This window comes from Actinomadura mexicana (assembly GCF_900188105.1).
Classification (GTDB): domain Bacteria; phylum Actinomycetota; class Actinomycetes; order Streptosporangiales; family Streptosporangiaceae; genus Spirillospora; species Spirillospora mexicana.
In genome coordinates, this window is record NZ_FZNP01000031.1 from 1 (window position 1) to 20,417 (window position 20,417).

At 70.9% G+C, this 20,417-nt stretch carries 26 protein-coding genes; 16 read left to right on the forward strand and 10 right to left on the reverse strand.

Annotated elements, in window-relative coordinates:
• Nucleotides 1-158 precede the first annotated feature (158 nt).
• The 5 genes from CHC11_RS39095 to CHC11_RS39110 all read left to right on the forward strand — a co-directional run bounded on the left by CHC11_RS39095 (nucleotide 159) and on the right by CHC11_RS39110 (nucleotide 3,724).
• Nucleotides 159-707: a hypothetical protein gene (locus CHC11_RS39095; RefSeq protein WP_143227474.1), complete on the forward strand. Its 549-nt coding sequence runs from the start codon at nucleotides 159-161 to the stop codon at nucleotides 705-707.
• A gap of 418 nt (nucleotides 708-1,125) precedes the next feature.
• Nucleotides 1,126-1,641: an RNA polymerase sigma factor gene (locus tag CHC11_RS39100; protein WP_089316956.1), complete on the forward strand. Its 516-nt coding sequence runs from the start codon at nucleotides 1,126-1,128 to the stop codon at nucleotides 1,639-1,641.
• Between the two features lie 191 nt (nucleotides 1,642-1,832).
• Nucleotides 1,833-2,021, forward strand: a complete 189-nt coding sequence (locus tag CHC11_RS43165; RefSeq protein ID WP_281258444.1) for a helix-turn-helix domain-containing protein — start codon at nucleotides 1,833-1,835, stop codon at nucleotides 2,019-2,021.
• Nucleotides 2,022-2,513: 492 nt separating this feature from the next.
• Complete coding sequence (locus tag CHC11_RS40905) at nucleotides 2,514-2,771, forward strand: hypothetical protein (RefSeq protein WP_143227475.1); 258 nt, start codon at nucleotides 2,514-2,516, stop codon at nucleotides 2,769-2,771.
• Nucleotides 2,768-3,724, forward strand: a complete 957-nt coding sequence (locus CHC11_RS39110; RefSeq protein WP_089316957.1) for a hypothetical protein — start codon at nucleotides 2,768-2,770, stop codon at nucleotides 3,722-3,724. Before CHC11_RS40905 ends, CHC11_RS39110 begins: the two co-directional genes overlap by 4 nt.
• Nucleotides 3,725-3,799: 75 nt before the next feature.
• Here CHC11_RS39110 and CHC11_RS39115 read toward each other — a convergent pair whose 3' ends face one another.
• The 4 genes from CHC11_RS39115 to CHC11_RS39130 all read right to left on the reverse strand — a co-directional run bounded on the left by CHC11_RS39115 (nucleotide 3,800) and on the right by CHC11_RS39130 (nucleotide 8,770).
• The gene (locus CHC11_RS39115; RefSeq protein ID WP_089316958.1) at nucleotides 3,800-4,747 is read right to left on the reverse strand and encodes a hypothetical protein; all 948 of its coding nucleotides are present in this window, start codon (nucleotides 4,745-4,747) and stop codon (nucleotides 3,800-3,802) included.
• Nucleotides 4,744-6,996, reverse strand: coding sequence for a type IV secretory system conjugative DNA transfer family protein (locus tag CHC11_RS43640; protein WP_089316959.1), 2,253 nt, complete (start codon nucleotides 6,994-6,996; stop codon nucleotides 4,744-4,746). The genes CHC11_RS39115 and CHC11_RS43640 overlap by 4 nt, the downstream gene beginning before the upstream one ends.
• A gap of 65 nt (nucleotides 6,997-7,061) precedes the next feature.
• On the reverse strand, nucleotides 7,062-8,513 hold the full coding sequence (locus CHC11_RS39125) for a DUF2637 domain-containing protein (RefSeq protein ID WP_089316960.1): 1,452 nt from the start codon (nucleotides 8,511-8,513) through the stop codon (nucleotides 7,062-7,064).
• Nucleotides 8,513-8,770 (reverse strand): hypothetical protein, encoded by a 258-nt coding sequence (locus CHC11_RS39130; RefSeq protein WP_143227476.1) that lies wholly within the window; start codon nucleotides 8,768-8,770, stop codon nucleotides 8,513-8,515. Before CHC11_RS39130 ends, CHC11_RS39125 begins: the two co-directional genes overlap by 1 nt.
• 128 nt (nucleotides 8,771-8,898) lie before the next feature.
• Here CHC11_RS39130 and CHC11_RS39135 point away from each other — a divergent pair, with 128 nt between their 5' ends.
• From CHC11_RS39135 to CHC11_RS39150, 4 genes are all read left to right on the forward strand, one after another.
• The gene (locus CHC11_RS39135) at nucleotides 8,899-9,711 is read left to right on the forward strand and encodes a GntR family transcriptional regulator (protein WP_143227477.1); all 813 of its coding nucleotides are present in this window, start codon (nucleotides 8,899-8,901) and stop codon (nucleotides 9,709-9,711) included.
• Complete coding sequence (locus CHC11_RS39140) at nucleotides 9,708-10,247, forward strand: GNAT family N-acetyltransferase (protein ID WP_089316963.1); 540 nt, start codon at nucleotides 9,708-9,710, stop codon at nucleotides 10,245-10,247. Before CHC11_RS39135 ends, CHC11_RS39140 begins: the two co-directional genes overlap by 4 nt.
• 515 nt (nucleotides 10,248-10,762) lie before the next feature.
• Nucleotides 10,763-11,470 (forward strand): ParA family protein, encoded by a 708-nt coding sequence (locus CHC11_RS39145; RefSeq protein ID WP_089316964.1) that lies wholly within the window; start codon nucleotides 10,763-10,765, stop codon nucleotides 11,468-11,470.
• Between the two features lie 2 nt (nucleotides 11,471-11,472).
• Complete coding sequence (locus CHC11_RS39150; protein ID WP_143227478.1) at nucleotides 11,473-12,309, forward strand: hypothetical protein; 837 nt, start codon at nucleotides 11,473-11,475, stop codon at nucleotides 12,307-12,309.
• A gap of 119 nt (nucleotides 12,310-12,428) precedes the next feature.
• Here CHC11_RS39150 and CHC11_RS39155 read toward each other — a convergent pair whose 3' ends face one another.
• The 3 genes from CHC11_RS39155 to CHC11_RS41875 are packed head-to-tail and all read right to left on the reverse strand — an operon-like array spanning nucleotide 12,429 to nucleotide 13,770.
• A complete protein-coding gene (locus CHC11_RS39155) occupies nucleotides 12,429-13,046 on the reverse strand; it encodes a hypothetical protein (protein ID WP_089316966.1) in 618 nt (205 codons plus the stop codon).
• Complete coding sequence (locus CHC11_RS41870) at nucleotides 13,040-13,492, reverse strand: hypothetical protein (protein ID WP_089316967.1); 453 nt, start codon at nucleotides 13,490-13,492, stop codon at nucleotides 13,040-13,042. Before CHC11_RS41870 ends, CHC11_RS39155 begins: the two co-directional genes overlap by 7 nt.
• On the reverse strand, nucleotides 13,489-13,770 hold the full coding sequence (locus tag CHC11_RS41875) for a hypothetical protein (RefSeq protein ID WP_089316968.1): 282 nt from the start codon (nucleotides 13,768-13,770) through the stop codon (nucleotides 13,489-13,491). The genes CHC11_RS41870 and CHC11_RS41875 overlap by 4 nt, the downstream gene beginning before the upstream one ends.
• Nucleotides 13,771-13,947: 177 nt before the next feature.
• Here CHC11_RS41875 and CHC11_RS39170 point away from each other — a divergent pair, with 177 nt between their 5' ends.
• Nucleotides 13,948-15,198 (forward strand): NsdA family TPR-like regulatory protein, encoded by a 1,251-nt coding sequence (locus CHC11_RS39170; protein WP_089316969.1) that lies wholly within the window; start codon nucleotides 13,948-13,950, stop codon nucleotides 15,196-15,198.
• On the opposite strand, the gene CHC11_RS39175 is transcribed toward CHC11_RS39170, so the two are convergent.
• Both CHC11_RS39175 and CHC11_RS39180 read right to left on the reverse strand, forming a co-directional pair.
• Nucleotides 15,185-15,886 carry an HAD family hydrolase gene (locus tag CHC11_RS39175; RefSeq protein ID WP_218826445.1) on the reverse strand — a complete coding sequence of 234 codons (702 nt, stop codon included), beginning with the start codon at nucleotides 15,884-15,886 and terminating at the stop codon, nucleotides 15,185-15,187. The genes CHC11_RS39170 and CHC11_RS39175 overlap by 14 nt on opposite strands.
• A gap of 67 nt (nucleotides 15,887-15,953) precedes the next feature.
• Complete coding sequence (locus CHC11_RS39180) at nucleotides 15,954-16,628, reverse strand: hypothetical protein (protein ID WP_143227479.1); 675 nt, start codon at nucleotides 16,626-16,628, stop codon at nucleotides 15,954-15,956.
• 682 nt (nucleotides 16,629-17,310) lie between these two features.
• Between CHC11_RS39180 and CHC11_RS39185 the strand changes: the two genes are divergently transcribed.
• The 6 genes from CHC11_RS39185 (at nucleotide 17,311) to CHC11_RS39205 (ending at nucleotide 19,978) form a co-directional block, all read left to right on the forward strand.
• Entirely contained in the window at nucleotides 17,311-17,538 is a 228-nt protein-coding gene (locus CHC11_RS39185) for a hypothetical protein (RefSeq protein WP_089316971.1), read from the forward strand.
• Nucleotides 17,539-17,562: 24 nt separating this feature from the next.
• Nucleotides 17,563-17,730 carry a hypothetical protein gene (locus CHC11_RS41880; protein ID WP_179279234.1) on the forward strand — a complete coding sequence of 56 codons (168 nt, stop codon included), beginning with the start codon at nucleotides 17,563-17,565 and terminating at the stop codon, nucleotides 17,728-17,730.
• A 13-nt stretch (nucleotides 17,731-17,743) separates the two neighbouring features.
• Nucleotides 17,744-18,430 carry an Lsr2 family protein gene (locus CHC11_RS39190; protein WP_089316972.1) on the forward strand — a complete coding sequence of 229 codons (687 nt, stop codon included), beginning with the start codon at nucleotides 17,744-17,746 and terminating at the stop codon, nucleotides 18,428-18,430.
• A gap of 40 nt (nucleotides 18,431-18,470) precedes the next feature.
• Nucleotides 18,471-18,659 (forward strand): hypothetical protein, encoded by a 189-nt coding sequence (locus CHC11_RS39195; RefSeq protein ID WP_089316973.1) that lies wholly within the window; start codon nucleotides 18,471-18,473, stop codon nucleotides 18,657-18,659.
• Between the two features lie 82 nt (nucleotides 18,660-18,741).
• Nucleotides 18,742-19,587 (forward strand): deazapurine DNA modification protein DpdA family protein, encoded by an 846-nt coding sequence (locus CHC11_RS39200; protein ID WP_425427385.1) that lies wholly within the window; start codon nucleotides 18,742-18,744, stop codon nucleotides 19,585-19,587.
• 34 nt (nucleotides 19,588-19,621) lie between these two features.
• Nucleotides 19,622-19,978, forward strand: a complete 357-nt coding sequence (locus CHC11_RS39205; RefSeq protein WP_089316974.1) for a helix-turn-helix transcriptional regulator — start codon at nucleotides 19,622-19,624, stop codon at nucleotides 19,976-19,978.
• Here CHC11_RS39205 and CHC11_RS39210 read toward each other — a convergent pair.
• Nucleotides 19,975-20,283 (reverse strand): hypothetical protein, encoded by a 309-nt coding sequence (locus CHC11_RS39210; protein WP_089316975.1) that lies wholly within the window; start codon nucleotides 20,281-20,283, stop codon nucleotides 19,975-19,977. The genes CHC11_RS39205 and CHC11_RS39210 overlap by 4 nt on opposite strands.
• Between the last annotated feature and the right edge of the window lie 134 nt (nucleotides 20,284-20,417).

Consider the following 20,417-nt stretch of genomic DNA (forward strand, 5'->3'; position numbering starts at 1 on the left):
CGTGGCAACCCGCTACGACAAACGCGCCTACGTCTACCTCGGCACCGTCACCGTCGCCACCCTCGCGATCTGGCTTCGCACCTGATCCAAGAAACAGGACCTAGGCCGCTGAGCCCCGACGAGATGACCGTCCAGCCCGCCAGCGTTACCGTGACGCCATGAGCACCGCCGGCGGCCGCGATGATGGGAAGCTGCAACCGCCTCCCATGTGGTGGGAAATCGCGGATCAGTTCAAGGACGTTGAGGCGCCCGACAGCACCCCCCTCAGCGACCAGGAACGCGCCGAGCTGCGGAAGCGACTGAACGAGCCAGGCAGGCAGCGCGGACTGACCAGCCGCGAGCAAGCGGCCCGCTGGGAGATGGGCATCATTCGCCCAGGGCCCGCAGTGGAGGAGCTCTACCAAGAGGTAAAGCGCAGCCTGGATGCGCCCAGCACCAGCCCGACCAGCCGACTATTTGGCCGGGGCATCCTGGCGGCGATCGAGTTCGCGACCGGAGTGCAACCGACTGCGCCGGTATCGGGCGAACCTGCCGAGGAGAACCCGCCGCCGGTCGGGCAGCTCTCCCGGGAGGAGGAGCGGGCCGCAGACATCGCCGCTGGCCACGTCCGCGCCCAGGTCAGCCGGGATTACGCCACCGGGGTGGAGCACACCATCATGTGGTTGCTCGCCCGTACTGACACCCGCCCGTGGGGCCGTCTCCGCTGAGCAGTCTTCGAGGTCGTGGGCGGCCGTCGTTCGTTCGCCTTCTGCGGCGAGCCTGAGAATCCGATGAGCACCGGATTGCACGATCGGGCCGCTTCCGCGCTCTTTGTAGGTGATGCGTGCCGCGGCCGGTGTCGGCCGCGGGCCTATGAAGGGATTCGGGGATGGGGACGGCACTGGAAACAGGGCTTGGGATGGTGTCGCCCGCTGTCGGGGTGCGGGTGCTCATTGGGGCCGCGGTCATGCGGGCGGGAAACGTGCGTCAACTGCTGGTGGACCACGCACAGCGGCGGACTCTGCTGACTGTTTCCCAAGCCGTTCCGGAAGGAAGCGTGCTTGTGGACGAACGACCTGATGACAGCAAGCGCATGCTCCGGGCCGGTGTCGCCGCACGGCCGCCCCTAGCTGCGGAGGCGAGGCGATGAGCGCCGAGGCGCATGCCGAGCCGCCGCTACATGAGGACCTCGACGCCCAGTACGGCAAGCTGATCGAGAAGCAATGGCCCAAGCTGCTCGCCCTGTGCCTGGCCTACGGACGGTCTCGGCCCGAGGCCGAGGACATCGTGCAGGAGGCGTTCTTACGCTTCCACGAACGACGCGCCAGCATCGAGCGCCCGGCCCCCTACCTTCGGGTGACTGTCGCGCGGCTGCTGGCCCGGCCCGTGCGTGAGCGCCCGCGCTCCGAGGTCGGCGCCGCGACCGCCGCCGATCGGTGCGGCATCGACGACTTCCTCGGGCATCACCTCACCCGCACGGCACTGGAACAGCTCCCCGTGCGGCAGCGCGAGGTGTTCGCCCACGACTTCATCGGATACTTCACCATCGCGGAGATCGCCGAGGCGCTCGGCATCGAACCCGCGACCGTACGATCCAACCTCCGGTTCGCCAAGGCAAGGTTGCGCACCTGGTGGGCCGAGCACGGAGAGGAGCTGCGGTGACCACCAGCGATCAGGCCGTCAAGGATGCGCTGCGCGCCGACTTCGACCAGCTGGCCAACGACATCTACGCCAACACGGACATGGACCAGGTGAAGGCTCAGCTCTACGCGGCCATGCGGCAGCGCCCGCCGCTCCCCGCGCCGCCGCCTGAACCACCGACACCCCTAGCCAGGCGCACCGGTGAGCGGCCGCTGTCGGACGTCCGATTCCTCACCGTGGCCGAGGTCGCCGCGATCATGCGGGTGTCGAAGATGACCGTCTACCGGCTGACGCATTCGGGCGAACTGCCCGCCATCCGCGTCGGCCGCTCCTTCCGCATCCCCGAGCAGGCGGTGTACGACTACCTGCGCGACGCCTACGAGCGCCACCAAGCGATGTGACCTCGAAGAGCAAGGCTCGGGTCGGCGGCTCCACCCGCCAACCCGAGCCCGGAAGCTTCGGCTCGATGCGTGCCGTCTTCCTGACGCGTCCCCGCTGCCCGCCCGAACCACCGACCAAGCACAAGGAGACTGCTAGCTCGGCGTTCCAATATCGAAACACCGTCAGACGGAGATTAGACACTAAGTACCCGCCCAAGAGCGAACGCCGACCTCATCTGTCGCCGTCAATCGCCGATGATGCACGAGGTTAAACACTTTTCACCACTCGTCCACGCCATTGATCGCCTGCCCGAATGCAGTTCAGTGGAAAGGGGTGCGTCCAGTTCGCCCGACTTGCGAAGTCCCCGGAGTTTCGTTGCGAACTCGTGAGCGAGTCATGGCAGAATGGCGAGCTAGCGACGCGCTGATCTTCACGGGCTCCACCCCCTGATCGGCCGCCGCCCCGCGAAATTCCCGCCCGAACCACGGCAACCACAATTGGAGTAACTGCACGTGAACAGCGACAACCCACCGGCCCGCCGAGGCCGGTCCGCCGGCGATCCCGAACCCGGCAGGCCCCAAGGGTGGCTGGAGGCGATCACCGCCATGGCCACCGTGTTCGGCATCCTCCTTCAGCAGGGCTACCCCGCCTTGTACGCGCTGCTGGTCGTCCTCGCTCTGGTCGTCGGCGCCACGATCGTCGTGCGCCAGCTCCAGCGCGGCCCGGACGACTCTGACGACGGCCCCGGGGCTCCTCGGTGGGCACAATGAGTGCCCAGCCCACCGGCCCAGATACGGCCACGGCCGAACTCCAGGCCGAGTACGAAACGTTCACCGTGGAATTGCAGCGGCTCCGCGCCGAGATGGTGGCGAAGAAACCGACCCTCAACCGGACGAAGGCCGAGTTGAGCGTCGTGGTGGCCCAGATCTTCGGGCGGCTGCTCAGGACGTACGGCAATCCCGAAACGGTTGCGGCCAGGGCGCGCATCGAGGAAGAGGACCTATGGTGGCTCCTCTCCGGCGAGTTCCCGCACAGTCGGATTGAGGGAAACGCGAGGATAGTCCAGATCCCGGAGACCTTGAAAAACCTCGTGGTCAGCCTTGCCCGGCTCGATCCCGACGAGCCATGGAAGACCGCCGCCGAAGCCGGACAGCACGTAGACCGTTACGTACGCCTCCTTGAGGAAGACCGGACACTCAGCCGCCGACGCGAAGAGGTCCGGATAAGGAGGGACAGGGTAAAGAGGCTGATTGAGAGGACCCAGGGTGAAGCTCGACCGTACCGGCAGGAGACGCCGCGGCAGAGCGCCACGTCTCGGCGTCCTCCGACCCAGCGTCCGTCGCCGCCCTCCGATGTGCAGGGGCACGAGTACAAGCCTGACCCGCTTCAGGCCCGCACGCCCGGCGAGTTCATCGACATGCTGGCGGCATACCGCAGATGGGCAGGGAATCCGAGCTTTCGGGAGATGGAGCGCAATGCCACTGGCCAGGCTTGCTACAGCACCTTCAGCAACCTGCTGCGCTCCAAGAAGGTGCCGCCCCGGCTCAAGACAGTGGAGGCCTTCGTGCTCGCCCTGGGCGGCGACGAAGAAGACAGGCGCCGGTGGGCGACGGCTTGGCGCCGATTCCAGGCCCTCGGAGACGAGCGGACCACCCCACTAGCCAGCGGAACGGACGAACTCACCATGATTAGGGGAGGCTTGGGCGAACGCCGAACCGGGTGAAGCGGTCTGGGTGAGGCACAGAGACGACAAGGACCGGTCTCCCCCGGAGACCGGTCCTAGTCTTTGGTGGACGCGTCAGCGCTGGTGTTCCTTACCGTCGCGCTCCTGTGCGTGTGCGAGGGCTTCCTCGGTCTCGCGGAGGGCGCGAAGGTACTGGTTGTAGTCGTCGTTGGTGAGTCCGTGCTCGTCCATGAGGGCGACGATGCGTTGTTGTGCATCTGCCACAGCGTCGGCGGGGTAGCCGGCGCCGGGTTGCCGTCGCAGGTTCAGGCGGTGGATCTCGGCCAGGACATCGCGGCGGGCGAGGTCTTCGAGGGCGGACAGGTCATCGCGCGGGGGCAGCGGCACCGCGTGCGGCGTGTCCTGCCCCGGTTGCGGGCAGCCTCGCGTCCGTCGCTCGGCGGTGGTCATGACGTCATCGAGCCAGCGGTGCCAGTCGGCCGCCGCGTGCGGCCGGGCGTTCTCGTCGTCGTAGGCCGCCCGGTAGGCCGACCGCAGCCACAACATCGCGTTGATCAGGTCCGGATGCTGGAGCCAGCAGCCGCGCAATGTCTGCTGTGTCCAGGGCCAGCCGACGAACACCACCTCACGCACCCACGCGACCAGGGCGCCGAGGACGTCGGGCAGGTCTTGGGGATCGATGTGGGCCAGGTCGACCGGCCGGGCGTCGAGTTCCTCGCCTGTTCCGCCGCCGTTGTCGGTGAGCGCCTGGACGCGGTCGGACAGGATCGCCACCTGCGTGGCCAGCGCCGACAGCTTGTTGATCCGGCCGGACACCTCACCGAGCTCGGCGAGGGACTCGCCGAAGTGGTCGCGCAGCTCGGCGAGGTGAGCGCGGGTCTCGCCGACTTCGGTGGACACCACCGACAGCGCGGACAGCACGGAGGCGAAGTCCCCGCCGCCCGTGCTGGAGGCACCCGAGGAGGCGCCGGCGTCGGCCAGGCCGCCGAGGTACTCGTCTTTGGCCGGGCCCGCCGGGGCGGGGATGCCAGGCCCCGCCCCGGTCGGCTGGTCATCGCTCACCGGTCACCGCCCGCACGGCGCTGCCACGGCGACCACCCGGGCGGAACCGCCGAGGGCTCCCCTTCCGCCGACCCGTCCGCGGCCGCTTCGGTCGGCAGCGATTCGGCCGGGGCCGGTTGGGTCGGCAGCGGCAGCAGCGGCACACCGGCGGGCGGAGCGTCGCCGCGCTTGCCCGCCCCCCACATCGGATGATCCGGCACCGCCGAGGGCAGCTCAGGCAGCGGCGGCGGCGACGCTGGACCGGGCGCCGGGCCCGAGCTCGCCGGAGTCCCGTGCTGCGGGAGCGGCGGCGGACCCGGGCGGGTCGGCAGCGGCAGTAGCGGCGCCGCTTCCGGTGTCCGGCGGGCCCGCCGCGCGCCGAGCTCGTCGGGCGCCGCCGGTACCTGGTCGACCACTTCCGGGCGGACGGCCAGGTCCGGGCGCGGCCGGGGGATCTCCCGCGGCTCCACCGGGCTCAGCCCGGCCGCAGGCCGACCCGCCTTCACCCACTGCTTGAAGTACCGGCGCTTGCGGAGCTGGACCAGCGTGATCAGCGTCGGGGCCGCCGCGGTGCTGCGCAGCACCAGCGCCTTACCGGGCGGGATCTTGCGGATGTCTCCGGCCGGGGTCGCGTCGACCTCGCCCCACCGAGGCCGGCGAACCGGGTTGCCCCGCTGGTCATAGCTGACCTCGTCGGGGTCACGGACATCGATCTTCCCGTTGAGCTGCGCGACCTTGGCAAGGAGCCGTTCCTCCGTGACGCCCGCGCCGATGATCTTGCACTTTGCCGAGCCCCATAGCGCGTCCGCGCCCTCGCGGCCCCACCGCTCCACGATGCGCGCCCAGGTCTGGAAGTACATGTTGATCCGGATCCCCGACCCCGCGCACCACGACGCCCACTCATCCACCGCGATCGGTGCGGTGTTGCCGAGTTCGTCGCCCTCGATCGTCAGCGGCGGGTCCAGCCGCGAGACCTGCTGACCGTCCCGGTTGGTGTACTTGTTGCCCAGTTCCCATGACGTCGCCTTCATCTCGGCCAGGAACGCCGAGAAGATCGGCGCGGTTACGTTCCCCGCGCCCGCCGAGGACACCAGATAGACCGTGTCCCGGCTCAGAAGGAACGACTCGAAGTCGAACCCGGGGCCCGCGACCGGGTGCAGCATCTCGACCACGCCGGGGTGGAGCATGAAGCGCAGGGTGCGGGTCAGCGTGGTCTCCACGCCGCTGCGCGTGCGCTGGTCCATGGAGGTTTGGAAGTACCGGAGCGTTTCCAGCGACCGCAGGTCGGACCCGGCGTGCTCGTCCAGGATGTAGAGCGGGTGGTCGCTCTCCTCCTTGTCCAGGATCCAGGTGTAGACCTGCCGCATGGACCCGCCCATGAGCGCGGCCGCGTGCATCAGCGCGGCCAGGGTCATGCACCCCCAGTCGGCCCAGAACGAGGCTTCGCTCAGGCCCTTGTTCTCGCTGGCCTCCACCATGTGACCGGCCCGCCGGACGGCGACGGTGATGTCCTGGCAGCCCGCTACCGGGTTCCACCGCATCGTGGAGGCGTAGGAGCCCACCCCTTCGGGGTTGAAGATCGTGACGTTCCCGACCTGCTCGCGCAGGCCCGCAGTGTCGCGGATCAGGTCACCGCGAATCGAGGTGGCCACGACCGGGCCGGGCGCCTCCACCAGCGACGCCGCCGCCTTCTGCGACTTGCCTTCCTGCGGAGGCGCGATCATCAGCGTGAGGTCCTCGAACGTGCTGTAGACCCCCCACCGGTGGATCCAGCCCTGCGCACGCCCGTGGAAGCTCGCGTACTCCTCCCACGGCCCGAACCACCGGTCTTGCCAGGTCAGGGACTTACGCCCGAACTTGGCCACCCGGCGGGCGGACAGCCGCCCGTAGTCCTTGTACAGGGTCCAGCGGGAGGCGTAGCCGGGCCCCGGCCGGCGACGCAGGTAGGCCCGCGCCCGCGGCCCGAGACTCACCCCGCTCCGGTGGCGCCTGTGCCCCTTGCCGGAGCTGCGCCGCCTCATCGTCCCGGCGACCGCGGCGACGGCACCGCCCGCGAGCGCCGCGGGCACCAGCGGGCCGCTGCCAGCCAGCCGCCCGAGGTCGTCCACCGGCCCGGCCAGCGGCAGCAGCGGCACCCCGGCCGCCGCGAAGGCGGTCAGGTTCGGCGAGCGCCTCCAGGGCGCAGTCTTCTTGGAGTCCGTGTGCTCGCCGTTGTGCACCCGCTCACCTCCCGGACCGCCCGCGGCGGCCGCCGACTGATCATCGACCATTGTGCTTGCCGGTCCTGACAAATGGGAGTCGATTCCGTTTCGATTGGTTCCGCTCACGTTCGGATTCACGCGTACACCCCCTGTTCCGCGCGCTCAGCGAGGGCGGCTTCCACGATTTCGCCCATGTATGTCCGGGCCGTCCCCTCCGAGGCGAGCCCGGCCGCCGCGTACAGCTCGCGGGCGAGCTCGGCCACGTACGACCGGTCGAGGTACCGCGGGTCGCCCTGCTCGCCGAGCCGGGCGTACAGCTCGGCCAGGCGCACCTTCCCCGAGGAGTTCCGCATCACCCGGTCGTAAGCGGTGCGCGCCTGCCGGAGCTCCTGGTCACGCTCAGCCCGCTCGGCAGCCCACCGCCGTTCGACCGCGTCGACCCGCTGAGCCAGAGCCGTGCGCTCGCGCTCGACCTGGCGGAGTTGCTCGGCCGCACGCGCCCGCTCCTGCTCGACCAGCGCGCGAGCCTCCGCCCGCTCCTGCTCGACCAGCGCGGCGGCCTGCTGCTGCACTTCGCCGGCGGTCTGCTGCGACCACGACCGGGCATCCTCGATCTGCCGCTCTGCCTCCGCCCGCGCCGCGCTGATCTCCTGCTCGGCCCGCTTCCGGGCGGCCGCGATCTCCTCGGCCGCCTCGCGCCGCGTCTGGTCGGCCTCCTCCCGTGCGGCCGCCTTGATCTCCTCGGCCGCCGCGAGGGCCGCCTCACGCGCACGGGCCGCAGCCTCTTCGGCGCTGCCCGCCTGCTTGATGGCCCGATCGGCCCGCAGGCTCGCCGCCGTCCGACCGGGCGCGAGCGGCGCCTCATCCCTGACCCAGTCGAACAGACCGCCCCACGTCGACCGCCAGGCGATGCACATTCGCGCGAGCCACAGGCCGAGCCGCGCGACTAGCCAAGGCAGGCGCAGGAAGCTGGAGAGCACCGGACTCTCGTCCAGGTCCAGGCCCCGCCGGTTGCTCGCCCAGCGGCGGACCTCCACCACGAAGGACTCCAGCATCCAGGCGAGCGCAATCGGCGCGATGACGGCGACGAGCACGCCCTCCGGCGAGTGCTGGGCATACATCACCTGCGCGCCCAGCGAGAGCGCGAAGAAGATCAGGACACCGACCCGGGCCCGCACCGACGAGCGGCCCCGCAGCGCCGCGACCAGCGCGACCAGCGCCATGGCGACCCATCCGGCGTCCGGGAGCGCCGCCGTGATCGCGGCCCGGGTGTGGTCTCCCCCGTTGTGCGCGAGAGCGAACAGCCGCTGCGACTCGTAGGCGACGTAGCCGGCGCCGACCAGGGCGCCCGCGATGACCAGGCCCGCAACCGACAGCAGCGACCCCGACAGCACATCGCGGCCGCCGTCCTTGCGCTCGGCGCGGGACGGCCCGGTGTAGGCGTACTGCCGGATCTCGCGGACACCCGGCTCCGAGCCCCATGGGGCTCCGGGCGCGATCTGCCCGCCGTTGACCATGTGCGGCGTGACCCGGTCGAGGTCGGCGCTGTCGCCGCCCTTGCGACGCCATAGGCTTTTGATGCTCATCAGTGCTCCTTGCTGATGTGTCGAGGGCTCGGGACGCTGGTCTTTGGCGGAGTGGCGTCCCGGGCCACCTCTTCGGCGAGGTCTCGCAGCGACGGAAGCGCGCTGTCGAGCGCGGCGTTGACCGCCTCGCCGATCGTCATGTCACGGACCGCCGTGAACAGCCGGAGACGCCGCTCCACGTCGCTGGCGATGCGGGTCGACAACTTCTCGACCAGCGGCGCCGTAGCCGTTCCGCCTGAAAGCCTGGAAGCTGGCATTTCACCTCCCATGGATTGCTGACTCGTCTACCTGCGATGTCTTGTATAGAGCAGCTAGAGAACGAAAGTCAACGATCTCTGCGAGAATCTTGCCTAGACAAGCCAGAGGAGACAGCGAAGTGAGTCCAGTGAGCAGAGGCCGAGACGCCGCGCTCGGCGATATCAAGAGCCGCATAGCCGATCGGCTGCGTCAGGGGATCGCGGCCGGGACCTACCGGCCCGGTGACCCCCTGCCCAGTACCAACGAGCTCGCCGCCGACGAGGACGCAGCCCCCATGACGGTCCGGGCGGCCTACGCGATGCTCATCAGCGAGGGCCTGGTGATCAGCGTCCCGCGCAAGGGGTTCTTCGTGCGTGAGACGCTCGCGATGACCTGGCATATGAACGCTTGGCAGGACCCGCGGCGACTGGAGAAGGTTCCGCTCGACGGCTGGACCGCCGACGTTGAGGCCGCGGGTTTCGTTGGGCGGCAGACCATCGAGGTGCGCATGGTCACCGCCGATCACTGCATCGGCGGGCACACTCTCGGCGAGCTCCTGGACCTTCCTGCCGGCGAGCCGGTGGCCGTGCGCGGCCGTGTCCGCTTCATCGGCCGTCCCGAGAACGGAGGCACCGAGCCGGAGTCGATCGCCGATAGCTACTACCCGTACGCGCTGATCCGCGACACCGCGATCACCCGGCCCGAAAGCGTCAACACCGCGGCGATCCTCACCGAGCTCGGCGCCGCGCTGCACCACTACGACGACGAGCTCATCCCCCGCCTCGCCACCCAGGCCGAGGCGCAGCAGCTCCAACTACCGCCCAGCACCGCCGTATTGGAGATCATCCGATCGGGCTACACCAGCGAGGGCCGCCCCGTACTGATCCAGCACATGATTCGCCCCGGGCAGGGAAGCCGCTTCATCTACCACGTCAGCTACCCGGAGACCGACGAGCGATGACCTCCCCCTATGTGCTGCGCCACGCCGAGGCCGGCGACGTGCCCGCCATGGTCGCGATGCGCCGCGAGGCCGAGCAGTGGCTCGCCGAACGCGGCATCGAGCAGTGGACCGCGAAATGGACGACAGTCGGCGCTGAGAAGCTCGAACGCGCCGCACGCCAGCGCCGCGCGTGGGTACTCCAAGACGCCGGCGCCGTAGTCGCCACGGTGACGCTCGGCGGCCCCGACGAAGACCTCTGGCACGTCGAAGACGGCCCCGCCCTCTACCTCTACAAGCTCATGGTGGCCCGCAGCCACAGCGGGCGAGGCATCGGCGAAATGCTCCTCGATTGGGCATGCGACCAGGCCGCCCGCTACCGCTACCCCGCCCTGCGCCTGGACATCTGGCCGAACAACCACAGACTCGGCACCTACTACGAGTCCACCGGGTTCCGGCACGTCCGCACCGTCGACGTACCGGGCCGCGACACCGGGCGCCTCTACGAGCGCCCCGCGGCCCACGCCTCCCCGGCCTGCCTCGCCCAGCTCGGCCAGTAGAGGCACACTCCCCCGCTGTGAATCCAACAGAACCCATTGACGGCCTTATCTAGCTGCTCTATACAAGACAGAGCAGAAGTAAAAGCCCGGAGCGTCGACATCCGCCAAGACACCACGCCCCGGGCCTACCTCGAAAGGCAGGACCAGTATGTCCGATCAGCGCACCAGCAGCGGCGGGACGGCCACCACCAGCACCAAGGGCATGTACGGCAAGGGGCTTCCCCACGGCGGCGAGGACCGCAAGGGCAAGGGCAAGGGCAAGTGAGCAGCAAGGCGTGTTGCCCCAAGTGCAACACCAACCGCAACGTCACTGACCTAGGGCGTGCCGGCGGCAGCGGCCCCAGCCAAGACGTGTGGAGATGTGACGACCACGGGGAGTTCCGCACCCCCGCCCGCTGAGCGTCCCCATCCCAGAATGTGGCCGTCCCCCATCAGGGGGGCGGCCACACCGCTTTGTGGTGGCCTTAGTCATGAGGCGTGGCCCCTCCCCCGGCGGTCTGGCACTCTGAGTCGCTATGGACGTCGAGATCACGACGATCGCCGCCTGGAAGGGTGGCGTTGGCAAGACAACGCTTGCGTACGAGCTCGCATACCTACTGGATGCCGTGCTCGTTGACTTCGACTGGGACGCCGGCGGCGCCTCCAAAGCATGGGGCTACCGACACGAGGTCAGGCAAAAGGCGCCCTTGCTGGATGCGCTGGAGTCTGGCCGCACCCCGACGCCGCTGAGCGGCGGCCCCCGGAAACCTGATCTTCTGCCCTCGCACCCGGATTTCGCGGTCAACCAGCCCGAGCCGGAGGAGCTCGGCGAGCACCTCAGCCGGTGGGCAGCCGAATGGGGCCGCCCGGTCGTCGCCGACACCCACCCCGGGGGCGGCGATGCGACCTACGGGGCAATGTCCGTGTCCCGGTGCGTGGTCGTCCCCTCCGTCCTGGCGACCAAGGAACTCAGCGCCCTGGAGGGCATGCTCCAAGAAGTCCCGGACTATCCACTCCTCCTAGTCCCCAACATGGTCAGGGCTCCGAAGGCCAAGCACCGCCGGAAGTTCAGCGAGCTCGCGACCGAAGCGCAGGTCCCGGTCGCAACCCCCATCCCCTGGTGTACCTGGATCCCGGACCGCCAGCTCAGAATCGCGATCACGTCCGAGCCCGTCCCCAAACGCGCCGCCGACTACGCGGACAAGGTCCGAGCAGTCGCCGACGCGGTACGGCAGTATTCGTAGTCATGTCGGGACTAGACGACCTTGAAGCCCAGGCCGAGCAACGGCGCCGCACCCGTACGCCACCGCCGCCGCGCAACCCTCACGGTACGAAGGCGAACGTCCAGCCGAGTGCAGCCGGGCTCGCGTCCCTGACGGCCGAGTCTGTGGCCCGCGCCCTGCCGGCGCCCCACGAGCCGACCGCCAGCACGCCGACCCTCGCCGCAGCCGAGCGCAACGAGCTCGGCCGCTGCGAGACGGCTCTCCGCGCGGCAGACGTCGCGTTCTGGATCCGCGGCCGCATGTTCCAGACCATCCGGGACGCCCGGCTGTACCGCGAGACTCACGCGACGTTCGAGGAGTACTGCCTCCAGACCTGGCAGCGCACGGCTCGGCGCGTCAACCAGTTCATCGAGGCGTGGCCGCTCGCCGAGCGGCTCATCCTGGAGTTGGGAACAATTGTTCCCAAGATCAACGAGGGGCAGGTGCGTGCCCTCCTCCCCCTCGCGGACGAACACGGCGACGCCGCCGCCGTCCACCTGTACCGCGCGCTCGCTCAGGCGGACGTCCAGGTGACTGCTGAGGTGATCAAGGCCGTGATCCGGCTACTTCCGGTCGGTCCATGGGACGACGCGAACGCAGACAAGGCCGTCGCTGCCTATCTCGTCGGCCCGCGCGTCCTGCCTGCGGCCAACAAACGCGAGCAGCCCGACCAGTGGGCAACCACCCTCGCCCAGATCACCAAGGGCGTTGACCGACTCGCCGCCGCCGCGGCGGACGACCCCGAGCGCGCCCGCACCGTCGCCGACAGCCTGGAGGCGGCCGCGGCGAAGATCCGCGCTCGCCTCCCCCAAGGCGCATAGCTCCGGGGCCGGAGTGCGCCGATCCCGTGCAAGCGAGAAGACGGCCCCCGCCGGGTGCATCTCGGCGGGGGCCGTCGCGGGACGGAAGCCACGGCAGGGGGTCCGTGGTCCCAGAGAATCTATCCGTCCCGCAGATCGGGGCCCGCGCCGTAGCCGGCGCGGTGGGTGCCGAAGTCGAGCTCATGACGGCGGCCGCCGTCATGGACACCGATGGAGCGGAACCGCGCGGCGAGGAGATCAAGGCGGCGGCGGGCCTCAGGCCCGGGGATCCAGTACCGAGCCGGCGGGGTGCCCCACCCGGCCGCCCGGTAGCAGTGATCGGTGTAGTCACCCGGCTCCCACCGGTACCGCTCGCGGGATGTGGCGTGGGCGAGGGTGATCCGGGTGCGGGTCTGGATCCGGAGCCACACGGTGTACTGCGCGAGAAGCGCGTGCACCATCTCGTCTACCGGCGCGCTGACGGCGATCTCAGCGCCGTACTCGGCTCCTGCGGTGAGCTCGTGCAGGGCCGCCTTGAGGGCCAGGACCCGGAGCGCCTCGCCGAACAGCGGGGCGCCGTCGTCGGTGAAGCCCCAGCGGACCACGATCCCCACGCCGCCGAGCGTGGACCAGTAGTCCGGGTGGCGGTGGGTCGCCTCCGCGAGGTGGACCACATCGGGATCGGCGCGCAGCGCGGCGAGGATCTCGGCCGCGCGGACACCGACCAGGGCGGGCGGGGGCCAGTCGACATTCAGCACGCGCGCCCCAGCCCTTCGCCGCGGTGCTGCGGGCCGGCCGCAGGGCCACCGGGGATCCAGCCCCCGGCGCGGCCCCGGGCGATGCAGGGCTCAGCCGCCCGGGAGGGCTCGGGGTGGTAACCGTGGCGGTGCGGCCCGCCCGGGTCCGCACCGCCACGGCGGTCAACAAGGCCCCGGGCCTGGGCCTCACGTTCGGCCTCGCGCATGGCCGTCGCCAGGGTCTGCGGGTCGGCGCCAGCGAGCGCGAGCGCCGGGCACGAGGGCCACGCTGCGTATGCCCAGATTTGCCGGGACGCGGGCCCGTACATGACGACCCAGCCGGGCGAGGTCAGCGCGAGCTGCTCGGCCGCCGCGCGGCCCCGCCTGAGCGCCTCGCGCTCGGCCTGCCGCCGCCGCGCCTTCTCCCGGGCGGCCTCCCGCGCCGTCTCCGGCGTCCGGCCCCTCACCGGTCCTCACCGCCGTCCGATGCGGCGGCCTCAACCTCGGCACGGCGAGCCTGGAGCACCTCACCCTGGAGGACGAGCACGCGGCGCAGCTCGCGCAGGTCGCTCCCGTCCACGGTCTCGCAGACGTGGCCCTTCCGGAGCTCCTTGGGCAGGTGGGTCCGGCGGGTCGCGTACCAGTGCCCGCCGTCGCTCGCCCAGATCGACCAGTCCGGGAACTCCTCCGCGAGCGCCGTGCGCTCAGCGGCCGGAGAGGGAGGGCGTACCGTCCTGCCGGTCATCTGTCATCACCTGCTGTCGGCTCTGGAATCGGGCTCATGGGGACCGTCCCGGCCACGATGGGCTGTCGTGATGTGGTCACCATCAGTGAATCTGTGGCAGCCGCCACATCTCCAGGGGGAGACTGGCGGAGGGCAGGGGAGGGAACCCTCCCCCCGGCGTCGGAAGGTGCATCGCAGGTGACTCCCGGCAGCAAGGAGATCGGGCGGCGCCTGCGCGCGGCCCGGGAGGCGCCGCCGCGGTGGTCGCGTGCGGAGATGGCGCGCCGGTTGCGCGCCGCCGCCGACTCTGACGAGCGGGCGCGCCTGCCACACGTGGCGAGCCTGGCCGACCAGATCAAGCAGTGGGAGGTGGGCAAGTGGGCGCCGTCGGCCCGGTACCGCGAGTTGTACGTACGGGCCACCGGCCGCACCGCAGGCGAGCTGTTCGGCGCGGACACCGAGGCTCAGGCAGCCCCGCCCCCGTTGGACGCCCATCCCCTGCCGATGCTGCTGACGCCCCCCTCCGCAGGGGCCGAGTCGTCCCGCCCGCTGACGGTCGCCGGGGTCGAGGCGCTGCTCGGCAGGCTGTACCGCCTCGATGACGAGTTCGGCGGGAACGAGCTGTGCAAGGTCATCGAAGGCCAGGTCAATGCAGCGTTCCGGCTGTTCAACGAGGCCCTCAGGATCCAGACCGAGCGCCGACTCCTCACGGCGGTAGCCGGGCTGACCCAGATGGCCGGATGGCTGTCCATCGACGCCACCCGGCACGCCGACGCATCCCGCTACCTGTCCGCGACGGTGTACGCCGCGCACGAGACCGACGATCTCGGCCTGGCCTCACACGCCATGGGCTACATGAGCCTGCACGCCTTCTACCGCGACCAGCCGCAGCGGGCGCGCACCCTGGCCGATGCCGCCCTCAGCCTCGCCCGCGCCGAAGCCACCCCCCGCACCCGCGCCGCGCTCCACAATCGGTCAGCCCGAGCGCACGCGCGGCTCGGCGAGGTCACCCCGTGCCGCCGACAGCTCGACCTCGCCCGCGCCGAGTACGCCCGCGACCAGACCCGCGCCGAGCCGCAATGGACGACCTACGTCAGCCCGGCCGAGATCGCCGCCCAGCGCGGGGCGTGCATGCTGGACCTCGCACTTCAGAGGATGCTTTCCCCTGCTGAGGCCGTCGCCGCGCTCACCGAGGCGGTTCACCTCGCCGAGACCACCACCCCCGACCACGCCCGCGACATCGCGCACTACAAGACGCGCCTTGCCACGGCTCACCTGCTCCAGGACGAGCCGGAGCAGGCCGCCCGGGTCGCCGGCGAAGCCCATGACCTCGCCATCCGGATCGGGTCGGCGCGCATTGACGAGCGTTTCGCCGAGCTGGTCGCGCGGATGCAGCCCTACGACGTCCCGGAAGTACGGGCGTTGGTGGACCGCGTCACGACCCGCTGACGTCGAGCACCGCCCGGACAACGGCGTCGGTGTCGGCGAGGGACTCAAGGACGAGCTCCGCGCCGGCGGCCCGCAGAGCGCTCGCATCACTGGCCCCGGTAGCCACCGCCACCACCCGGGCGCCTCCCTCGTGCCCGGCCAGGACGTCGTTCGGAGTGTCGCCGACCAGGACCGTGGTGGTGGCGTCGAACGTCTCGCCGTAGCGGCCTTCCGCGCGGGCCTGCGCGAGCTTCACCAAGGGCGGCCGCTCGGCGTCGTCCAGGCCGTAGGCGCCCGCCTCGAAATCCACGAACCCATCCAGCCCGAACACCGCCAGCTTGCACACGGCGATCGGGCGCATGTTCCCGGTCAGCACGGACTGGAGGACATCGCCGCGGCGCTCCAGCGCCTCCAGCGCGGCACGCGCACCCGGCAGGGCCCGCCCGCGCGTCCTGATGTCGTCCTGCCGCGCCGAGAACGCCGCCGCCAGCGTCTCAGCGAACGTCCGCATGAGCTCGTCGGTGGGCTCGATGCCGTGCAGCCGCAGAGTGTCGGCAGTGATCGCCAGATCCGTGCGGCCGGTCATGTCCGCGAGCTTCTCCAGCGGGCGCCGGGTGACCCGGCGGAAGACGTCACCGTAGATCTCATCGCTGAGTTCACCGATGCTGATCAACGTGTGGTCTATGTCCCAAAGCACCAGGGTTCGCACGCACAGATCGTAGAGGCCACGCACGGCCGGTAGCGGGCATAGCCGCGGTTACCCTGGCGCGCTCATCTCAGCCGACCGGCACCACGGCGCCAACCAGCCGCCCCGCACCGGCCGCCGCGGCGAGGCGCTCACCCAGTCGTTCCAGCGCGCCGGAGACGCCGAGGCCCGAGGCGACCAGCAGCACGCAGCCGCCGACCGCCGCGGCCGCCGCCCACCCGTCCGGGAGGACGAGTTCGCCGTCATACAGGACGGCCCCGTCAGGCTGCGTGAGCGTCAACCGGTCCGAGCCGAGCGCGGCATGCCAGCCGGCGGCCGCGCCCACCTCAGGGAGCCCGGCCAGATCGGCGACCAGGCCGAGGCCCTGGCCGAGAAGATGCGCGGCGACCTGGTCGACGCGCTCGCCGCCGCGGTCGCCGCCGGCGACGGTATCGGCCAGGTCGACCACCAGCAACGGCACGTCACCGGCCAGGCCCGCGATTGCGGTCGCGGGTCGGGGCATCGCGAGTGACCTTTCCAGTCCGGACACGTCCCGGACCCCGTCAGGAACACACCACGGGTGCGCCAGCCGCGCCGCCGTCACCAGGCCCTCGCGCAGGAGCACAACCTCCGCGATGCCGTCCACGGCACCGGCTCCGCCGCATGTGACGCAGGCCCACCCCTCCGCCGCCGAGCGAGCGAGCTGCTCGACGTCGGCCGGGTCGATCTCGCCGACGAGCTCGGGTCCCACATCCACCATCACCACGGCGCACACTCCTCCGGTCAGATCCCGTGTTTCCACGGTAGGGCGCGCACCGGGGCGGGACCCTGCGATTCACAGCGTGGCCGAGCTCGGACGCCGACAGCCAGCCGTGCGGATGTCCGGCCGCAGACGGGCAGCGGGAAGGACCTCACAGGGGTGCGGTCGGCGCCCGGGTGCGGCTCGCCATGGGGCCTGATCAGTCGAAAATGTGTTCGGATACGATGCGCCTGTGCAGGTGGGAACCTTTGGCCCAGGGCCGCGATGGTGCCCCTACGGGCATCGACTGACGCCCGGGAACGTCCTGGTCGGCTGGTCGCCATGCATCTGCTCCGCGGCCACCGACGCCCGCCGGCGAGGACTCTGGGGACACCGGACGTACACATGCTGGGAGTGTCACCAGCACGCGATCACGAGTGTCTGCTACGACCCGCCGCACGTAGGAGGAGGCCACTCGGAGCGCGCCGGCGCCCGTCCTCCCCAAGGCCGCACCCAGTGCGACGAGCCGGGATCCCCGCCCCCCGCCGGCGACACCGGCAGCCCCAACGAGGCGTGACGCTCGGCCGATCCCCCCGAACGGGCATGTCGCGTGTCGCGCGACATCACCGCGATCCGCCGTCGCATCGCATTGCAGTTTTAAAACTGCTACAATGAGGAGGAAGCCAAGCCCCACGAGAGGACGACCCCCGTGACCCTCGCAACGATCACCCTCCTTTCGGCCCTCGCCGCACTGCTGCTCTACCTCGCCCCCCTTCACACGCTCGGCGCCGGCGCCGCGCTCGCCACCCTGCTTCGCCCGGACCTCACGATGACGGCCGGTCACCTGCTCGCCGTCCTGGTCATCACGGCGGCCGCCGCAGTCGCGTGGCGCGAGCTGCGCGACAGCGGATGGCGCCTGCTGATCATCCGCAGCTAGCGCAGTTTTAAAACTGGAGTTGTCATGCCGGACAAGCCCCGCTCGCGTCTCGACTGGAGCAAATCCCGCGTCAGCGCCGCACCGGAGCCGTGCGTGATCTGCGGAAAGCCCGCGCTGATGCGCTCGCCGGACCGCGACGTCCCTTGTCACAAGACCTGCGCCGAGCAGTGGCTCGGCGACCACGACCGCTGAGGAGGACCGCCCGATGATGACCGACGCCGACGCCGCTTGGATCCGCGACAACGTGTGGCCCCCGGCCATGCGCCGCACGTTCGGCGAGGTCCCCGGATTCTTCGTGGCGTGCGCGTGCCAGTACAGCGGCGCCGAGTGCCGCCACGGCGACCGGTGCCACCGCCGCGAGCCGCTCACGCTCCCGCTCGGCGCCGTCTTCCAGCGCGGCGGGGAGCACGCGGCGATCCACCCCGAGCCCTACCGGCACCCCACGCCGACCGCGACCGGGCCGAAGCGCACCCGGCACGCGCAGGTCTGGTACGCCGACCGCACATGCCGGTGGGTGTGCGACTGCGAGTGCCACACCGAGGCCGGACGCGCCGCAGTCCTGGCATGGCTGATCAAGACCGGGCTCTATCCCGAGGGGTCCACCGAGGACGAGCTCACGCCGCCCGCCTACCGCGCCTACCGCGCCGAGAAGGCGACCCGGGCCGGCATCACCGCCAGCCACGAGCGCCGCGAGCGCGCGGCTGCCGAGCAGGCCGCGGCGGCGGCCGCCGCTGACGCCGAGTTCCGCGCCACCCGCACCCGGCGCGAGGCCATCCGGGAATGGGCCGCCGAACACCACTGGCCGATCGGCAAGGGCCGCATCTCGGACGCCGTCATCGAGGCGTACGAGGTCGACCAGGAGGACGGCGCCGGACAGGGCGCCCTGTTCTGACACCACCCGCACACATCCCGCCTACCGAAGGAGCGCGCACGTGATCGGCAGAACCTACCTGAAACGCGGGCGGCCGGTCGTCGTCCTGACCCGCTGGGGACGCGGCCGCGGACCCCGCAACGTGCTGATCGAGCGGGAGACCGGGGAACGCGTCGTGCGCCCCTTCCGGGGCCTGCGGCGCCCCAAGGAGCCGCCGCACAGCGGCGCCGAGCAGGACGCCCTGTTCTAGGCCGACCACGGCCACGCCAAGCAGTTTTAAACCAGAGGGAGGGGCGGGGATCATCTGCGACGAGCAAGAGCTCACGTTCTACCTGGGCACGCACCGGCCGGGATGGCTGCTCACCGCGCCGCGCGAGGTCGCGCTGTTCATCTCCCACCACACCCTGCGCAAGCTCGTGACGCTGCCGCGCCCCGAGTACCGGCACTACGCGGTGGACTCCGCGGCGTTCACCGAGCTACAGCGGCACGGCCGGTTCACCACCAGCCCGCGCGAGTACGTCGAGGCCCTGGCCCGCTATGACGAGGAGATCGGCGACCTTGCGTGGGCCGCCCCGCAGGACTGGATGTGCGAGCCCGCCGTCATCGAGGGCGGGACGTGGCTCGGGCAGCAGTTCGCCGGGACCGGGCTGAGCGTCGCCGAGCACCAGGTCCGCACCGTCGCCAACTTCGTGGAGCTCGAAGCGCTGTGGCCGCAGTACGGGTACGGCGAATGCCCGGTGATGCCGGTCATTCAGGGCTGGACCATTGACGACTACCTCAGGTGTGTCGAGCTCTACGAGGACGCAGGCGTACGGCTCAGCACCGATTACCCGGTGGTGGGCGTCGGGTCGGTGTGCCGCCGCCAGGGCACCGCCGAAATCGGCACCATCTTCCGCGAGCTCGCTGCCCTGGACCTGCCGCTGCACGGGTTCGGCGTCAAGACCGCCGGACTGCTGCGGTACGGCCGCTGGCTCACCACGGCCGACTCCATGGCATGGTCGGCCGCCATGCGCAGGCGGCCGCCGGCGCCCGAGTGCGCCGGGCACCGCAAGCACTGCGGCAACTGCATGCACGCCGCCCTCGCATGGCAAGAGGGCCTGCTCGACCGGTTCCACGCGGCGATGGACGCGCCGCAGCAGCTCGACCTCATCCACGACGCCGAACCCGCCCTATGCTGACAGTTCTAAAACTGCCGACGAGAGGAGCCCCCTCATGGCCGACCGCGACGAGCCGACCGAACGCCGGGGAACTGAGCCGGTCGAGGCCGTCGACCTCGCCGAGCACGCCCAGCAGCTCGCCCAGGCCCGCGCCGCCGGAACGGCAGCCGCGGCCGGGCGCCTGCTCGGCCTGCCCGAGCTGCCCGGGGGAGACGTGTGGGCCGATATCGCCGGAGCGGCCGCCGTGACCGGCATCGCGCCCAAGACCATCAGCGGATGGCTCACCCGCGGGGGACCCAAGTCGGCCCCGTTCCCGGCCCCGCACCGCTTCCTGTACCGCAACTACTGGCCGTTGTCGGAGCTGGAGGACTGGACGGAGGGGTACCGCGCCGAGCAGCAGGCTGGCGCCTAGCTGGTCGGCATCGTGGGGGCGAACAGGTGGCACGCCCGGTGCCGCAGATCCTCGGCCGCGAGGATCCGGGCGGCGTCGCCGGCGCTCGCAGCCACCGCGCGACACTCGACGCAGGAGGGGCAGCCGGTCACGTAGTCCGGCACCTGGTCGAGATGGTCTGCGACCAGGTGCCGGGCGAGCTCCTCTTGAACCGTCAAGGTGGCGGCCTGCCGCCCCGCGGCGAGGTGCGAGCGGTAGAGCTCGTACAGGTCCACGCAGACCACGCACGCGAGCAGCCAAGCCGGGGGAGTGGGGAAGGGGACCATGTCGGCGACCCTACCCCCGGCCAGAACCGCAGGGCGGCCGCCGTTCGATCACCCGGCCCCCGAAGTGCGCCGATCACGGCCCCGCCCCTGCGGCAGGTGGCGCCGGCGGTTCCGGCCGGTCCCACAGCAAGCGC

Bases quoted from the DNA above. Each gene is read 5' to 3' on its own strand.
- CHC11_RS39095 (WP_143227474.1), top strand. From the start codon at position 159: ATGAGCACCGCCGGCGGCCGCGATGATGGGAAGCTGCAACCGCCTCCC.
- CHC11_RS39140 (WP_089316963.1), top strand. From the start codon at position 9,708: ATGACCTCCCCCTATGTGCTGCGCCACGCCGAGGCCGGCGACGTGCCC.
- CHC11_RS39150 (WP_143227478.1), top strand. From the start codon at position 11,473: ATGTCGGGACTAGACGACCTTGAAGCCCAGGCCGAGCAACGGCGCCGC.
- CHC11_RS43640 (WP_089316959.1), bottom strand. From the start codon at position 6,996: ATGGTCGATGATCAGTCGGCGGCCGCCGCGGGCGGTCCGGGAGGTGAG.
- CHC11_RS39130 (WP_143227476.1), bottom strand. From the start codon at position 8,770: ATGCCAGCTTCCAGGCTTTCAGGCGGAACGGCTACGGCGCCGCTGGTC.
- CHC11_RS39100 (WP_089316956.1), top strand. From the start codon at position 1,126: ATGAGCGCCGAGGCGCATGCCGAGCCGCCGCTACATGAGGACCTCGAC.
- CHC11_RS39125 (WP_089316960.1), bottom strand. From the start codon at position 8,513: ATGAGCATCAAAAGCCTATGGCGTCGCAAGGGCGGCGACAGCGCCGAC.
- CHC11_RS41880 (WP_179279234.1), top strand. From the start codon at position 17,563: ATGCCGGACAAGCCCCGCTCGCGTCTCGACTGGAGCAAATCCCGCGTC.
- CHC11_RS41875 (WP_089316968.1), bottom strand. From the start codon at position 13,770: ATGACCGGCAGGACGGTACGCCCTCCCTCTCCGGCCGCTGAGCGCACG.
- CHC11_RS39145 (WP_089316964.1), top strand. From the start codon at position 10,763: ATGGACGTCGAGATCACGACGATCGCCGCCTGGAAGGGTGGCGTTGGC.
- CHC11_RS39190 (WP_089316972.1), top strand. From the start codon at position 17,744: ATGATGACCGACGCCGACGCCGCTTGGATCCGCGACAACGTGTGGCCC.
- CHC11_RS39205 (WP_089316974.1), top strand. From the start codon at position 19,622: ATGGCCGACCGCGACGAGCCGACCGAACGCCGGGGAACTGAGCCGGTC.
- CHC11_RS39110 (WP_089316957.1), top strand. From the start codon at position 2,768: ATGAGTGCCCAGCCCACCGGCCCAGATACGGCCACGGCCGAACTCCAG.
- CHC11_RS39210 (WP_089316975.1), bottom strand. From the start codon at position 20,283: ATGGTCCCCTTCCCCACTCCCCCGGCTTGGCTGCTCGCGTGCGTGGTC.